General features: G+C 38.3%; 14 protein-coding genes and 3 pseudogenes. 5 read left to right on the plus strand and 12 right to left on the minus strand.

The genetic code is table 11. The features are described from left to right. Positions 1 to 26: 26 nt before the first annotated feature. The 3 genes and pseudogenes from VSAL_RS14960 to nudC all read right to left on the minus strand — a co-directional run. Positions 27 to 482 carry a tellurite resistance TerB family protein gene (locus VSAL_RS14960; RefSeq protein WP_012551279.1) on the minus strand — a complete coding sequence of 152 codons (456 nt, stop codon included), beginning with the start codon at positions 480 to 482 and terminating at the stop codon, positions 27 to 29. 196 nt (positions 483 to 678) lie between these two features. Beyond that, positions 679 to 1,746, minus strand: coding sequence for a uroporphyrinogen decarboxylase (gene hemE, locus VSAL_RS14965; RefSeq protein WP_012551280.1), 1,068 nt, complete (start codon positions 1,744 to 1,746; stop codon positions 679 to 681). 214 nt (positions 1,747 to 1,960) lie between these two features. Next, positions 1,961 to 2,398: pseudogene (nudC, locus tag VSAL_RS14970) on the minus strand (NAD(+) diphosphatase); the annotation flags it as partial. Positions 2,399 to 2,478: 80 nt separating this feature from the next. Here nudC and VSAL_RS14975 point away from each other — a divergent pair. Next, positions 2,479 to 3,672 (plus strand): IS91-like element ISVsa9 family transposase, encoded by a 1,194-nt coding sequence (locus VSAL_RS14975; RefSeq protein WP_012551281.1) that lies wholly within the window; start codon positions 2,479 to 2,481, stop codon positions 3,670 to 3,672. Between the two features lie 159 nt (positions 3,673 to 3,831). Here the strand turns inward: VSAL_RS14975 and VSAL_RS14980 are convergent, their stop codons facing one another. Continuing rightward, positions 3,832 to 4,164, minus strand: a complete 333-nt coding sequence (locus tag VSAL_RS14980) for a hypothetical protein (RefSeq protein WP_231850856.1) — start codon at positions 4,162 to 4,164, stop codon at positions 3,832 to 3,834. Positions 4,165 to 4,326: 162 nt separating this feature from the next. Here VSAL_RS14980 and VSAL_RS14985 point away from each other — a divergent pair, with 162 nt between their 5' ends. Next, the gene (locus tag VSAL_RS14985; RefSeq protein ID WP_026025616.1) at positions 4,327 to 4,809 is read left to right on the plus strand and encodes an Rsd/AlgQ family anti-sigma factor; all 483 of its coding nucleotides are present in this window, start codon (positions 4,327 to 4,329) and stop codon (positions 4,807 to 4,809) included. Positions 4,810 to 4,849: 40 nt separating this feature from the next. Here VSAL_RS14985 and VSAL_RS14990 read toward each other — a convergent pair. The 4 genes and pseudogenes from VSAL_RS14990 to VSAL_RS15005 form a co-directional block, all read right to left on the minus strand. Then, positions 4,850 to 5,685: pseudogene (locus VSAL_RS14990) on the minus strand (CsgG/HfaB family protein). 22 nt (positions 5,686 to 5,707) lie between these two features. Further along, positions 5,708 to 6,109, minus strand: a complete 402-nt coding sequence (locus VSAL_RS14995) for a curli assembly protein CsgF (RefSeq protein ID WP_012551283.1) — start codon at positions 6,107 to 6,109, stop codon at positions 5,708 to 5,710. A gap of 9 nt (positions 6,110 to 6,118) precedes the next feature. Further along, complete coding sequence (locus VSAL_RS15000) at positions 6,119 to 6,580, minus strand: curli production assembly/transport protein CsgE (RefSeq protein WP_012551284.1); 462 nt, start codon at positions 6,578 to 6,580, stop codon at positions 6,119 to 6,121. Further along, positions 6,577 to 7,224: a LuxR C-terminal-related transcriptional regulator gene (locus tag VSAL_RS15005; RefSeq protein WP_012551285.1), complete on the minus strand. Its 648-nt coding sequence runs from the start codon at positions 7,222 to 7,224 to the stop codon at positions 6,577 to 6,579. The genes VSAL_RS15000 and VSAL_RS15005 overlap by 4 nt, the downstream gene beginning before the upstream one ends. 255 nt (positions 7,225 to 7,479) lie before the next feature. Between VSAL_RS15005 and VSAL_RS23415 the strand changes: the two genes are divergently transcribed. Further along, positions 7,480 to 7,623, plus strand: a complete 144-nt coding sequence (locus tag VSAL_RS23415; protein WP_231850857.1) for a hypothetical protein — start codon at positions 7,480 to 7,482, stop codon at positions 7,621 to 7,623. Here the strand turns inward: VSAL_RS23415 and VSAL_RS22880 are convergent. The 3 genes and pseudogenes from VSAL_RS22880 to VSAL_RS15025 all read right to left on the minus strand — a co-directional run bounded on the left by VSAL_RS22880 (position 7,624) and on the right by VSAL_RS15025 (position 10,313). Then, positions 7,624 to 8,630 (minus strand): IS630-like element ISVsa8 family transposase gene (locus VSAL_RS22880; protein WP_085941784.1). Its coding sequence is split into 2 segments (ribosomal slippage): positions 7,624 to 8,252 and positions 8,252 to 8,630, totalling 1,008 coding nucleotides; the frame shifts between segments, so codons are not numbered across the junction. 133 nt (positions 8,631 to 8,763) lie between these two features. Next, a pseudogene (locus VSAL_RS15020) lies at positions 8,764 to 9,408 on the minus strand (IS982-like element ISVsa6 family transposase); the annotation flags it as partial. 23 nt (positions 9,409 to 9,431) lie between these two features. Further along, positions 9,432 to 10,313 (minus strand): IS982-like element ISVsa6 family transposase, encoded by an 882-nt coding sequence (locus VSAL_RS15025; protein WP_012548944.1) that lies wholly within the window; start codon positions 10,311 to 10,313, stop codon positions 9,432 to 9,434. 153 nt (positions 10,314 to 10,466) lie between these two features. On the opposite strand from VSAL_RS15025, the gene VSAL_RS15030 reads away from it, so the two are divergent. After that, entirely contained in the window at positions 10,467 to 10,844 is a 378-nt protein-coding gene (locus VSAL_RS15030; RefSeq protein ID WP_231850858.1) for a hypothetical protein, read from the plus strand. A gap of 22 nt (positions 10,845 to 10,866) precedes the next feature. Next, positions 10,867 to 11,811, plus strand: a complete 945-nt coding sequence (locus VSAL_RS15035; RefSeq protein ID WP_012551286.1) for a curlin associated precursor, CsgA like — start codon at positions 10,867 to 10,869, stop codon at positions 11,809 to 11,811. A 74-nt stretch (positions 11,812 to 11,885) separates the two neighbouring features. Here VSAL_RS15035 and rpoC read toward each other — a convergent pair whose 3' ends face one another. Then, the gene (gene rpoC / locus VSAL_RS15040; RefSeq protein WP_012551287.1) at positions 11,886 to 16,091 is read right to left on the minus strand and encodes a DNA-directed RNA polymerase subunit beta'; all 4,206 of its coding nucleotides are present in this window, start codon (positions 16,089 to 16,091) and stop codon (positions 11,886 to 11,888) included. Positions 16,092 to 16,093: the final 2 nt, after the last annotated feature.

The raw sequence follows: 16,093 nt of genomic DNA on the forward strand, positions 1-16,093 counted from the left end.
TCTATTCACATATCGTTATGCGAATATTATTCACTCGCTTTTTTGGCTGCTAGTTTTGCTCGGATAAATGCTGAATGTTCAATATAAATAAGGTCTGATACTTGTCGTATTACGGCCTCTTCCATTGGTTCAATAATCCCATCCGCGTATGCAATTTCCCACATGCCTTCGATTAATTGAAAGCGCTCTTCTGGCAGTAAACTGCGTAATTTAGTCGTAAATTCATACAAAGAAACGGATGCTTTGCTTTTTATTTTAGCTTGAACAAGTAACTCTTGAGCACTTTCTTCATTAAGATCAAGCAGCTTAATTAATAATTGTATTTTTGCCACTTCTTCTTTTGCATTCACTTGATGATCAGCATTAGAAACTTCACACAATAATGATGCCATTGCTAAATTCATACCCGCGGTATCAATCGCACCACCCTCACCGCCTTCATGCATAATTTTACGGAATAATGTCTGTAATTGTTTAAACATGTTATGCCTCTTACTTTAATCTCTATATATTATGGAATGTATTCAGGTACTAATTAAGAATACTCAATGATTCTTTGAATGCCAATAAGTATACGACAACACTTATCTTCACGTGTTCCTTTTGACCTCTGCTTACTATCAAGCATAAAAAAAGAGGCTCTACTAATAGGCCCCTTTGATTTTCTTATTCTATCTACTATTTATGATATGGTTTTGATAACTCATGAACCGCATCAACAAATACACCCGCATTTTCAGGCGGTACATCAAGATGAATACCATGACCTAGATTGAATACGTGGCCTGTTCCTTCATTACCAAACCCTTCAAGAATAGTGCTAACTTCTTGGCGAATACGCTCAGGTTGTGCATAAAGGATTGATGGATCCATGTTACCTTGCAGAGCAACTTTATCACCAATACGTTTCTTCGCATCAGCAATATTGATTGTCCAATCCAGACCAATGGCATCACAACCTGTTGCTGCAATTTGCTCTAACCACATTCCACCATTCTTTGTGAATAGAGTCACAGGAACACGACGACCTTCATTTTCACGAATCAATGCATCGACAATTTTATGCATATAACGTAATGAGAACTCGTTATAGTCACGAGGGGTTAATACACCGCCCCATGTATCAAATACCATGACCGATTGTGCACCGGCTTTAATTTGAGCATTAAGGTACTCAATAACAGTATCTGCCAATTTATCGAGTAATAGATGTAATATTGCAGGCTCTGCATACATCATTTTTTTGATTTTAGTAAAAGCTTTAGAGCTTCCGCCTTCAACCATGTAAGTCGCCAATGTCCACGGGCTACCAGAGAAGCCAATCAATGGAACTTCACCTTTAAGATCTTTACGGATCTGACGTACGGCATTCATTACGTATTGTAATTCACCTTCAGGATCAGGAATGCCAATTTTATCGACGTCGGCTTTACACGTAATTGGACGTTCAAATTTAGGACCTTCGCCAGCTTCAAAGTACAGACCTAGACCCATTGCATCTGGAATCGTCAGGATATCTGAAAATAAAATCGCAGCATCTAGAGGGAAACGGCGCAAAGGCTGAAGCGTAACTTCAGAAGCAAGTCCTGCATTCTTACACAAAGACATAAAATCGCCCGCTTCTGCACGCGTGGCTTTATATTCTGGTAGGTAACGGCCTGCTTGGCGCATCATCCAAACTGGTGTGTAATCTACTGGTTGTTTTAATAACGCACGTAGGTAACGGTCGTTTTTTAATTCTGTCATGATCTTTCCCCATACTTAGATCCCGCTATTGTAACATCCAATTCATTGAACAGAAGCTTACCTTTGCTAGCGAGATCATATTTACTTAATGTTCTCTTAAAACCAAATGACCACAAATTAAAAATTTGTCTTATAAATGAAGTGAGATATCCTATTTATAATAGAATTATAAATTAAAACGTTACCCTTTTTCATTCACTATTTTATTCTTATTTTAGGCTTTTATTTTCTCTAATGTGGTCTCAATTAATGTTCTCGCTATCGTGCCTTTTGGTGCCAATTCGGGCAAATCATCCTCACAATACCAATCCGCTTTAATTAACTCATTTTTATCAATACGAATGTCGCCAGAATCATAATCCGCCATATACCCCATCATTAAACTTGAAGGGAACGCCCAAGGCTGACTCCCTATATAACGAATATTTTTTATCTTAATGCCCGTTTCTTCAAACACTTCACGCTCAACGGCCATCTCAAGCGTCTCACCGACTTCCACAAAACCAGCTAAAACGGTAAATAATCCCCCTTTATGCCTTTGATGTTGTGCAAGTAAGATCTGCTCACCACGACGAACAGCGACAATGATAGAAGGGAATATTCTAGGGTAATGTAATTTACGACATTCATTACATTGCATCGCGATTTGATTAGAACAATAGGCGCCTACGGCGCAAATCAAAAGGACTCAACCTCTTCCATTGTTGCCAATAAATCGTTTATCCTATCGCCATGCACGCATATAAACCCCTGAAACAATTATTTAATAGTCAAAATAACGGGCTTAAATTTCTTCATAATAACAAAGCTAACCTAAGAGCGGTCGTGATTGAAAATGTCACAAAGATGCTGTCCTGTGGGACAGCGGCTTTTGGCTCTCGCGAATATCATTGTTGCAACCCTGACTGTACCCATATCAAATATATTCACCAAACCTGTAAATCTCGAGCGTGCAGTAGCTGTGGCATGAAAGCCACAGAGCGATGGATACAAAAGCAACAACATGTCTTCCCTGAATGCGAATATCAACACATCACCTTTACCCTTCCAAACACGCTATGGCCTATCTTTCGTCATAACCGTTGGCTGTTAAATAAATTATTCAAATGTGCTGCAAACATTCTGCTGGGATGGGCAAAAGATAAAGGAATAGATGTCGGTATCTTTTGTGCTCTTCATACTTACGGTCGAAAACTGAATTGGAATACGCACTTACATTTATCGGTCACTCGTGGGGGAATTTGTGAACGTACCGGTTTATGGAAACCCATTTACTTCCAAATGAAAACGACAGAGCCTTGTTGGAGAGCGGCTATCGTCAGTTTATTGGGTAAGGCTTATGATGAGCTTGATTTATCAAGCGAAGAATGCCCCTATATCCGTAATAAAACGGATTGGTCACGCTTTTTAAGCAGTCAATATAATCGTCGTTGGAAGCTTCATTTTGCTAAAAAGACAAATAATGTAAAACCGACGATGAACTATCTTGGTCGGTATTTAAAACGGCCCCCGATTTCAGCGTCACGTTTAAGTCATTACGCCAAAGGCGGAATGATAACGTTTAATTATTTAGACCATCGAACAGGAACAACAGACAGCCTAACATTATCACCAGAAGAGATGATAAGACGGATAGTAGAGCACTATCCTGATAAACATTTCAAGATGATCCGATACTACGGTTTTTTATCAATGCGTCGTCGTGGAGAAGCTCTGCCTAGAGTTTATGCAGCTTTAGGTATGACAATAGAAGCTGAGCCGAAAATGCCAGGGTATGCCGCAATGTTAAAAGGATATGTAAAAGTAGATCCGTACGAATGTATTTTATGTGAAAGTCGTCTGGTGTTTACGAATTTCCGAGTCGGAAATTCGGTCAATGATTTAGTCACCCATGCGATAGTTCAGTCAGAATTGAGGGCAGCATAATAAGGTTTGTAGGATAAGTGTATCTAAAACTCATGAAATAGGGCTAAAACAGTTATAAAATCCCCGATAATTATATTTTCGATACCTTTTAAAAAAACAGCGATGGTGAAATTGGCTTTTTTAGACGGGCCAATGCTAACTCAGCAACATTCAAATTCCTTACCTTATATTGAGTTGATTACGTCCACCACACTGAGGACAAAATCGAAACTCTCTCGCCATAAAGCCATATTGAATTGATTTACTGATCATAAAAAAAAGTGATTCTTTCACTAATAAAAGTGACCTTAAATTAGTATAAATCAACGTCTGTTCTACATGCTCATCATTCAACCATAATACTGGTCTGTTCTCGTATTCTCCAATGCGCACGGCGCTTTCAAAAGGTAAGTTCATATCAATGGCGCTACCATAAGGGAGAGATTCTGCTTCTAACCAAATTGCGGAATCATTCACGACACACCAATACGCTTTTGTATGTTGGTTTAACATCTTTCTCACAACCCTCTTGCAGCCATCAATATTTACTGGCAATCTTAATCAATATAGTAATGAGTGTATACCTAACCCATTTCCGCTGAAACCGTATTTGGGTGTAACTTAGGTATAGCTATAAAACTTTGGTTTATGACTTGCAACTACAAGGATATCGTTATGCTAACTAAACTAAATCAATTTCAAGAAGAATGGGGTGGGAATAGCGAGGTTATTGATCATTGGTTATCAACTCGTCAAGACTTGCTAGTTGAATACTGTAAATTGGCAGGCCTACCTCCTTTTGATTCATCAAACTCCTCTCTGCCGTCTTTCTCATCAATTCAATTGTTTACACAGCATTTAATTGATTATATTTCTGAAGGACATTTCAAAATTTATAACATGGTAATGGCGAAGTGGGATTCAACTGGTTTTTCTCCAACAGAAGAGATGAGTCAGCTATATGCCAAAATCACAAAAACAACCGATCCAATGTTGAATTTTACCGATAAATACTCACAAGAAAATGAAGACTTACTGCTCTCTGACTTTGATAAAGATTTTTCAATCTTAGGTGAGACCATTGGCGAACGTTTTGAACTGGAAGATGGGCTAATTGAGCAAATTGCGACTAGTTTAAATCACCCACCAGGGGCTTAACAAAAAAGAGCGTTTATGTATTTTAAACGCTCTTTTTCCGTTATAAAACTTGATTCGTTTCTGAGGAATACTTGCGGAATATTGGGTTTTCTTTGCCATTTGGATTCTCTGGACGCCATAAGCCCTCTTCAATCCCTTTAACAATGAGATGAATCACCGCTGAGTCAATTGCTGACATTAACGCAATATTTACGGGCTCATTATTGGTGTAACCTAACTCCACCTCTAATAACTCTTTATAATCAACAAATCGAAATGCCCCTGCTGATAATTCATAGGATAAGATTGTTTTACTTGTTGTTACACTCGTTAAAATTTTCCCACTTCGAACATCGACGGCTCTGATGTTAACCGTTACCTGATCTGCTCTATATTGCCCTGAACCACCAATACCTAGATATCGAGCACCAGCCCCTCCTGTTTTAATATTTGAATCATAAGCGACAATCCCCCCTTCAATCATGACATTCGCTGACAAAAGCGAAGGCAATGTTGAACCATGGTTACTGATTGACTCTTGTTTTTTTGTGCCGCTCTAATTATCTTTCTTTCCGTTAACAGGTTTTGAAGCCCTTGACGCTCTAACGGATAAAACCATTCAGAATCCAACAATGCCATTGTGAGTAAAGCCGTACCGCCCTGAGGGACTGCCGTTGAGAAGTTACTATTAGGCTGAGGCTTATACTGCCCGGTCTGATCTCTGAAATCATAAACAGAAACATAAATTTTACCTTGAGGTTTAGGCAAAGAGATCAAATCTAAATACGTGGCACCACGCTGCATTAATGTCGGAGATTCAGAAGCATCAGGAACTCCAATTGATTTAGAGCAACCTGATATCATAAAAAGTAATAAAAATAACATTGAATATTTCATTGCTGATTCCTTAGCTTAGAAATTAATCTGGAGTAAGACCACTGACTTGTATTTCAGAGGTTTCACCTGTTTCTTTATCAACAATTTGAATCAGTAACGCTCCAGAATCATCAACAATATTAAGTATAAAATCATCAGTAACTAATTGGCCTGTATTACCGTTGCCCACATCCGCCAATAGCTGGCTAATCAAACGAGATTCTAAACTTGAGGTTAAGCGATCTAACGCCGATTCTTGCTCAAATAATGAGTCATCTTGCGGCCCTTTATAATCATTAATGGCATTCGCTCCAGCAAATAAATGGCTTGTGTTAAGCGGGTTTCCCCCAAAATTTGGATTTACTGGAATATAAACAAGCTCACTTGCTTGACCTACGCTTGCTACCATATTGATCAGAATAAAGAGTATGATCCTTATGTTCATGCTACATCCTTAGATCTCCGGAAAATCGAGATCATATGTATCTTTAAATAATTTTTCTGTTTGCCATTTCACGATATATTGATTAACCGCTTCTACTGCTTGCTCTGCTTTCTCTTCTGCTTGTCTTTGACCTGGAGAAAGAGCGCCTCGATAAATCACCTTATCAAAATGGTAAACCCCGATAATGCTGCCAGATAATGCTGTTGGTCTCTCTTTTACAGTTAAGTTCACGCCTAGATCATCGTATTTACTGTTCATTTTTATGGAAAAAGAAAAATAAAAATCTTTTCCTAATCGAGTTAAAGTACGATCAATAATTAACCCATCAATCTCAACAAGGTCATCAACCTCATTTACCTTGTCTTTTTCTAATGGTGTCGAATTTTCTAATGCTGCTTTGCTTTCAGAAGCATTCGATAGAGAAGAAAAAAGTAACGCCATAAGTACTTTAAATAAAATATATTTATTCATTCACTTATCCCTTCAAAGTCATACCCCTTTGTCCATATCATTGCTTGCAAGCGATTCTTTACATTCAATTTTTTAAATACATTATGCAAATGTGTTTTAACCGTATTTTCACTAACAAAAAGTGTATTTGCGATATCTATATTTGATGCCCCTAAAGAAAGAAGCTTTAATATTTCTTTTTCTCTTGTCGTTAAAGAAACCGATGATGTTAATATTCCATTTTGTTTTGAACGATAAATAGAAATAAGATCATTTGTTATTTTCCGGCTAAGCCACATCTCACCATCAATTATTTTCTTTACCCCTTCAGATATTACGTCGACATTATCTTTTTCATAAAAAACGCCAACAACACTGGGGTATCTCATTATATTTTTTGTTATATTTTCATTAGTTACGTTAAAGAGTATTTCTTTTACCTTCAATTTATATTTCGTTATAACAGAGAGATACTGTTTATATTTCTTATCTGTTTGGTTTTTAAAATCCAAAATAACTAAAATGTCTTCATCTTCTTTTTCTCCTTTCATACCTAACTCATCACAATCAAGTGTCATTATCTTTCTACCAGAAGATTTTTCTAATAAATCAATGAGTAAAGATGAATACAAGGTTGGACTTGATGATAAATAATAAATGTTCATCCCTGACCTCCACTAATATTGTTATTTAAAACTAGTTCAAACGGACTATATATCCACTAAATAACTAAGTATTCCGTAGATATATAAGGCCAGTATCAAAATTGAGAATATAATAATAGTAACAAAAACAAAACCCCTAATACTTTAGTTTATTTTTTTAAATTAAAAATATCATAATTAAGTTCATGGTTGTTCTCTGTGTAAATCCCATACTTTTGATGTAGCAAACTTGCTATTGAAAAGAGGGATACTGATATGAAAAAACTATCAGTAAATTATCTCTATTTATTAATGGCTGTGAGTAGTTATACATACGCAGATTTAGATTTAGGCATCAACGAGTTTAATGCACCTAGTGAGCTAACTGAATTATCAGAGCTTAATACGGGTCATAAGTAGTCACGCAAAAGTTATTGTGAATTTTTCGCCGTAATAATTTAATATGTTTTTGATGTTAATACTGAGGTCTTCAAACGTTTTGAACGCTTCACATGGTAACCATTCATATTTTACTTTCTTCCACAATATCTCAATGATATTGAGCTCTGGAGAGTACGGTGGTAGATAACAAACTAATACATCATTCATCAACCACTCATGCAATTTTTGTTTAAATTTTGCTGACCTATGAAAAGAGGCATTATCTAAGATAATAAAGCATGGCTTATCGTTTTTTCGTGCGTTGATAAAGTGCTCAAATGCATCAATTACTGTATCGGTAGTTACTCTTCCTTCCGTTGTTTGAAAACTCAATTTACCTTGTCTACTTAAGAAGCCAAGAACATTGAGCCGTTTGCTGTGTGAATGAGCAGGCCTTAGCGATTGAACACCGATAGGTCCCCAACAATAAGGAAGATTAGATTTCTGACTAAAGCCTGACTCATCAAAATAAAAGAGTTCACATTTATTCGTACGTTCCATTTCAATCAATGAATTCAATATATTACTGAAATTATTGAATTTCATATCGTCACGCTTTAACTTTAATGAGTGTCGGGCTCTTTTGTAACTGTAATCACTTTTTTTATATTTCGTTTAATAGTGTCTAAGCTGGATTTTTTACCTGTTTCTTCTTCAAGTATTGCTTGTGCTCGTTTAAGTTGATGTGGCTCTTCATCAACCAATGACTTCAAACGATATACTTCTGCTTCTGTGTAAATAGGTTTTCTACCTATACGAACAGCGTCATACAATCCGAGCATTCCACAGGCTTCCCAATGGTCTATCCATGACGATATGGTCTCAAATTTAGCGTCTAAAATATCAGTTAACGCTAAAATAGAGTAGCCTTTATCACTGAGAATAATCGCATGTGCTCGTATTCTTACTCTATTTTTTGGATGATTAGCGATCGCTTCTTTTAGGGTTATTTTTTCATTGTCTGTTAAAGGATTAACTGCTTTCATTATGATATAGACACTGACGTTAAAATACTCATTTTAATACCATATGGATATATGGATATATGGTAAAGGCGAAATCTTCATTCTCGAAAACTTATCATTAACTACTTAACCTGAATTCTGGATAAAACATGCTTTAAGCGAGGATTAGTTCAAATTCACATTCTGATAGCTTAATTCGTGGCTTTTGTTTTTTTAAACAATAAGCCACAACGCCTGAAATTACATTTAGCATGAAACCAGTCACGCTACGATGACGGCTATGTTCAATTTGAGAGATATTCTTCAATTGGTCATTTATCGTTTCGATAATGTATCTCTTTGATAACATAGCCTTATCAAAAGCACTTATCTCTTTTGCTTTCATGTTTTTTCGCGAGGTAGTCACTAAATCGACATCAGAGTTCTTTAAGCTCTCACTCAACTTTTTACCTATGTACCCTTTATCAGCGTACAATTTCCCCGAGAGTTCTTTGCATAAATCAGGTACAGGAGTCCTATCATTTACATTGCCAGCTGTGATTTTCAGCGAAATAATTTCTCCAAGATGGTTAATCAATAAATGAAGTTTGAAGCCGAAAAACCATCCCATGGTACCTTTTCCTCTTTTCGCAACACCATCAAAGACTTTATGGCGAGGAATTCGAATGTTATGGCATACTTTAAGACTCGTGGAGTCAACAAAAGCAATGCCAGTCGGCTTACCTTTGATAGATTGAAAATAGGCACACATTGGGGCGATTAGGCTAGGCATTTTGCTCACAAATCGAGTGTAGCTAACCTGAATTCTGGATAAAACATGCTTTAAGCGAGGATTAGTTCAAATTCACATTCTGATAGCTTAATTCGTGGCTTTTGTTTTTTTAAACAATAAGCCACAACGCCTGAAATTACATTTAGCATGAAACCAGTCACGCTACGATGACGGCTATGTTCAATTTGAGAGATATTCTTCAATTGGTCATTTATCGTTTCGATAATGTATCTCTTTGATAACATAGCCTTATCAAAAGCACTTATCTCTTTTGCTTTCATGTTTTTTCGCGAGGTAGTCACTAAATCGACATCAGAGTTCTTTAAGCTCTCACTCAACTTTTTACCTATGTACCCTTTATCAGCGTACAATTTCCCCGAGAGTTCTTTGCATAAATCAGGTACAGGAGTCCTATCATTTACATTGCCAGCTGTGATTTTCAGCGAAATAATTTCTCCAAGATGGTTAATCAATAAATGAAGTTTGAAGCCGAAAAACCATCCCATGGTACCTTTTCCTCTTTTCGCAACACCATCAAAGACTTTATGGCGAGGAATTCGAATGTTATGGCATACTTTAAGACTCGTGGAGTCAACAAAAGCAATGCCAGTCGGCTTACCTTTGATAGATTGAAAATAGGCACACATTGGGGCGATTAGGCTAGGCATTTTGCTCACAAATCGAGTGTAGCTAAGTAAATTTGGAAAGTATCCTTTCCAATATTGATGAACTAACCCGATATAGAAGTTCTTGAAATCTCTATGATTTGATTGATGAAAAGCGATGACAATAGTCATACATTCACTAGTAGACATTACTGACTGACGTTTTCTTTTTCTCTCACTAGCCTCAACAAGGTATTTTTCCCATTGAGATAAGAATTGATAACAAAAATCATCGACATCACAAAATATATCAACTAATTTATTCATCTTGCCCACCTTTTAAAATACGTTCAAATAATTCTTGGTCGAAAGATCTGATCGTTAGGTGGGCAATTAGTTCAGCCTTATCCAGAATTCAGGTTACTTAATAATAATGCCATAGTAGATCTTACTACTTCGACAAATTCTCGAATAACTATCGTGCAGCATAATGTAAGTGGAGCAGGAAATAATAAAGCAAAAGTAAGACAAGCTGGCTATAACAATACAGCGACAGTATTGCAGCTTGGAAGCAATAACACAGGGCTAATCGTTCAAAATGGCACAAATAATTCAGCCTCTCTAGAGCAATGGGGTGTGAACCATGAAGCGTCTATTTTACAGGATGGTAATGACAATATTGCCTATTTAAGACAGGCGGGTAATGGGAAACAAAACGCAGTAAATCAAACGGGTGATTCAAATATTGCAGCAGCAGTGAATAAAAATAATGGTGCAGGTTTTTCCATTAGTCAGACTGGCAATCAAGGAATTATCTTAGTCAATGGAATGGATAGATTCATATCCATCATAAATTAAAATCATTTCAAGGAAGTTTATTATGAAAAAGCTAGCAATCGCAATCTCAACCATCTTACTGTCTAGTACAGTTTATGCAGGAAATACAGCAGACGTAGAGTTGTTTAATGCAGATGATAATGACGTTAATATTTTCCAATTATCTCCCGCTGTTGGTAATGACGCAGATGTGTTAATTAGAAATTCGGATGATAATGACGTTGATATCTATCAAATGGGACGCCACAACGAAGCAGTAGTACGAGCTCGTAATGGTAGTGATGATAATGACCTAATGATAGAGCAAGATGGCCGTCATAATAGAGCTGTATTAAAAGCTCGTTTTGGTAGTGACGATAATGATTTTTCTATTGAACAAGATGGTCGTAATAATCTAGGTAAAGTTATTGCTTATGGAAGTGATGATAACAATGGATTAATAGATCAACGTGGACGAAGCAATAAAGCTAATATCAACTTTGATAATGCAGACAATAATGCAAATAATAAAATTGTACAAAGAGGCCGTCGAAACGAAGGTGATATAAGTATTATGGGCGGTTCAAACAATGGAACTCTTAAAATTCACCAAAAAGGACGTGATAACGATTCTACAATTCATGTTTATGGTGGTTCAGGTAATGATGCATTAACAAAAATTAATGGTAATGACAATACAACTTATACTGCATTCTATGCCGGTGCATCAGACAATGATACGAACATACGTATGAAAAATGATTCACTAGATAACACGGTTTATGCCGTTGTTGTTGGTGGTAGCTTTAATGAAGCAGATGTAACAATTGACGCAAGTAATGATAACTACCTTACTGTCTCTCAATGGGGTAGTGATTCTGATGCCACTCTTACTTTGGAAAATGGATCAAATAATAACTGGATGATGATTAATCAAACTAATAATGATTCAGCGACTGTTATGGCTGACAATAGTAGTAATAACGTTGTTTTAATCACACAGTTATAATCACACATACGTTTAAATATAAAAAAAGCCCTGCATTTCTGTAGGGCTTTTTATTTAGCGAATATTAAAACTAATTACTCTTCAGAAGAGAAACCCGCATTCAATAGTGCCGCTAAGTTATCTGTTGCTTCTTCAGCAGAAGGCGCAACTTTCGCTGCTGCTTTTTGCTTTTGACGTGCTTGGTGGTATGAGAAACCTGTACCCGCTGGAATTAGACGACCAACGATTACGTTTTCTTTCAGACCACGTAGTTCATCACGCTTACCAGAAACCGCAGCCTCAGTAAGTACGCGCGTCGTTTCTTGGAACGATGCAGCAGAGATGAACGACTCAGTAGCAAGAGACGCTTTAGTAATACCTAGTAAATCACGACCAAAACGAGCTGGTTGCTTTCCTTCAGCTTCAAGCTGACGGTTTGCAATAGTTACGTTTGCAAATTCTAGTTGCTCACCTTCAAGGAAAGTAGAGTCACCAGAATGTGTGATAGTACACTTACGTAGCATTTGACGAACGATAGTCTCAATGTGCTTATCGTTAATCTTAACGCCTTGTAAACGGTAAACTTCTTGAACTTCGTTTGTGATGTATTCAGTAACGGCATGAATACCACGTAAACGTAGAATATCATGTGGTGTTTCTGGACCATCAGAAATAACGTCACCGCGTTCAACTTTATCACCATCAAAAATGTTAAGTTGACGATGTTTATGAATCATTTCTTCATAAACTTCACCAGTATCATCACGAGTGATCAATAAGCGTACTTTACCTTTCGTTTCTTTACCAAAAGCAACGATACCTGCGTGCTCAGCAAGAATTGCTGGCTCTTTAGGTTTACGAGCTTCAAATAAATCCGCAACGCGTGGAAGACCACCGGTAATATCTTTAGTACCACTTGAAGCTTGAGGAATACGAGCCAGTGTTTCACCGATACCTACATCGCCACCATCAGCCAAGTTAACAATTGCTTTACCTGGTAGGAAGTATTGAGCTGGCATTTCAGTGCCAGGGATCATGATGTCACGACCATTCGCATCAACAAGTTTCACTGTTGGACGCATGTCTTTACCAGCAGAAGCACGCTCAGCCGTATCAAGGATAACAATTGACGATAGACCAGTTAACTCATCAGTTTGAGTTGTAATAGTCACACCATCAATCATATCAACGAATTGAACTTGACCTTTTACTTCTGTGATGATTGGCATTGTATGCGGGTCCCAAGCTGCGATCTTATCGCCTTGAGTCACAACATCACCATCTTTCTTAGAAAGAATAGTACCGTAAGATAGCTTGTAGCTTTCTTTCGTACGACCATGCCCATCAATAACCGTCAGTTGAGATGCACGAGAAGTAATAACTAGGTTGCCTTCGTTATTCGTTACGTGCTTAGCATTATGAAGTTTAATCGAACCTGTCGTCTTAACTTGAATGCTGTTGTCTGCTGCTGCTGTAGATGCCGCACCACCGATATGGAACGTACGCATCGTAAGCTGTGTACCAGGTTCACCAATAGACTGAGCCGCAATAACACCGACTGCCTCACCTTGGTTTACCATGTGTCCACGAGCAAGGTCACGGCCATAACAGTTTGCACAACAACCGAAGTCAGCTTCACAACTTACAACTGAACGTACTTTGATTTGGTCAACTGAGTTTTCTTCAACGATTTGACACTGCTTCTCATCAAGAAGCGTGTTACGTGGAAGAAGGATCTCATCAGTACCTGGTTTCAATACATCTTCAGCAACGACACGACCTAGAACACGTTCATGTAGAGGTTCTTTAACATCACCACCTTCAATTAGAGGCATCATGGTAACACCTTCAAGTGTTCCACAGTCATCTAAATGAACGACTACATCTTGAGCAACGTCTACTAAACGACGAGTCAGGTAACCTGAGTTCGCTGTTTTAAGTGCAGTATCGGCAAGACCTTTACGCGCACCATGCGTTGAGATGAAATATTGGTTTACGTTTAGACCTTCACGGAAGTTCGCCGTGATCGGTGTTTCGATGATTGAACCATCTGGTTTCGCCATCAGACCACGCATACCTGCAAGCTGACGAATCTGAGCTGCAGAACCACGAGCACCTGAATCGGCCATCATGTAAACGCTGTTAAACGATTCTTGTTGCTCTTCTTCACCATCGCGGTTAAGCACAGTTTCTGAAGACAAGTTATCCATCATCTCTTTAGCAACTTGTTCATTCGTTGCTGCCCAGATATCGATAACTTTGTTGTAACGTTCGCCAGCAGTTACAAGACCAGATTGATATTGTTCTTGAATTTGCTTAACTTCTTCTTCTGCTTCAGCAACTTTCGTATACTTAGCATCAGGGATAACCATGTCATCGATACCAACAGACGCACCAGACAATGCCGCGTATGCGAAACCGGTGTACATGATTTGGTCTGCAAAGATTACTGTATCTTTAGAACCAAGAGTACGATATGCCTCGTTTAATAGGTTAGAGATTTGCTTCTTACCTAACTTCTGGTTAATGATGCTGTAAGGAAGACCTTCAGGAACGATCTGCCATAGCATTGCACGACCAACAGTCGTATCAACCAGTTTAGTTTCACGAGTTTCAATACCGTTCTCATCACGAAGAACTTCTGTGATACGAACTTTAACGCGAGCATGTAGCTCAGCATTACCTGTACGGTATGCTTTTTCAGCTTCAGCAAAACCTTCTAGGTACATGCCTTCGCCTTTCGCGTTAATTCTGTCACGCGTCATGTAGTACAGACCTAATACAACATCCTGAGAAGGAACGATGATTGGATCACCTGATGCTGGCGACAGAATATTATTCGTCGACATCATTAGGGTACGAGCTTCTAGCTGAGCTTCCAGAGTTAGTGGTACGTGTACCGCCATCTGGTCACCATCGAAATCGGCATTATATGCCGCACACACTAATGGGTGCAGCTGAATCGCTTTACCTTCGATTAGTACTGGTTCAAACGCTTGAATACCAAGACGGTGAAGTGTTGGTGCACGGTTAAGCAGTACTGGGTGTTCACGAATAACGTCATCTAGGATATCCCAAACGATCGCTTCTTCACGCTCTACCATTTTCTTAGCAGCTTTGATTGTCGTAGCAAAACCACGACCTTCTAATTTGCTATAAATAAATGGTTTAAATAATTCAAGTGCCATCTTCTTAGGAAGACCACACTGATGTAGACGAAGGTATGGACCTACTGTAATAACAGAACGACCAGAGTAGTCTACACGTTTACCAAGCAAGTTCTGACGGAAACGACCTTGTTTACCCTTGATCATATCAGCAAGAGATTTCAAAGGACGCTTGTTAGAACCTGTAATCGCACGACCACGACGACCGTTATCAAGCAGCGCATCAACAGACTCTTGCAGCATACGTTTTTCATTACGTACGATGATGTCTGGTGCAGCTAAGTCTAAAAGACGCTTCAAACGGTTGTTACGGTTAATCACACGACGGTATAAATCATTTAGATCAGACGTAGCAAAACGACCGCCATCTAGTGGAACTAGAGGACGAAGATCTGGCGGAAGAACAGGTAGAACAGTTAAGATCATCCATTCTGGGTTGTTACCAGATTGAACAAATGCTTCTACAAGTTTTAAACGCTTAGTCAGCTTCTTACGTTTTGTTTCTGAGTTAGTTGTTTCTAACTCTTCACGCATGTTCTCGATTTCAGCTTGCATGTCCATAGAACCAAGCAAGTCTTTAATCGCTTCCGCACCCATCTTAGCTGTGAATTCGTCACCGAACTCTTCAAGCTTATCAAGATATTCTTCTTCTGAAAGAAGTTGGCTGCGCTCTAAGTCAGTCATACCTGGCTCTGTAACCACATATGATTCAAAATAAAGTACACGTTCGATATCACGCAGAGGGATGTCCATTAACAAACCAATACGAGACGGAAGTGACTTAAGGAACCAGATGTGTGCAACAGGAGACGCAAGTTCAATATGACCCATACGGTCACGACGAACTTTAGTTTGCGTTACTTCTACGCCACATTTTTCACAGATAACACCACGGTGCTTCAGGCGCTTATATTTACCACATAAGCACTCGTAGTCTTTCACTGGGCCAAAGATACGTGCACAGAAAAGACCGTCACGTTCTGGCTTAAAGGTACGATAGTTGATTGTTTCTGGCTTTTTAACTTCACCAAAAGACCATGAACGAATTTGGTCAGGTGAAGCAAGACCGATTTTGATTGCATCAAATTCTTCGGTCTTATGTTGTGCTTTCAGAAACTTTAATAAGTCTTTCACAT

The sequence above is a fragment of the Aliivibrio salmonicida LFI1238 genome, from assembly GCF_000196495.1.
GTDB classification, from domain to species: Bacteria; Pseudomonadota; Gammaproteobacteria; order Enterobacterales; family Vibrionaceae; genus Aliivibrio; species Aliivibrio salmonicida.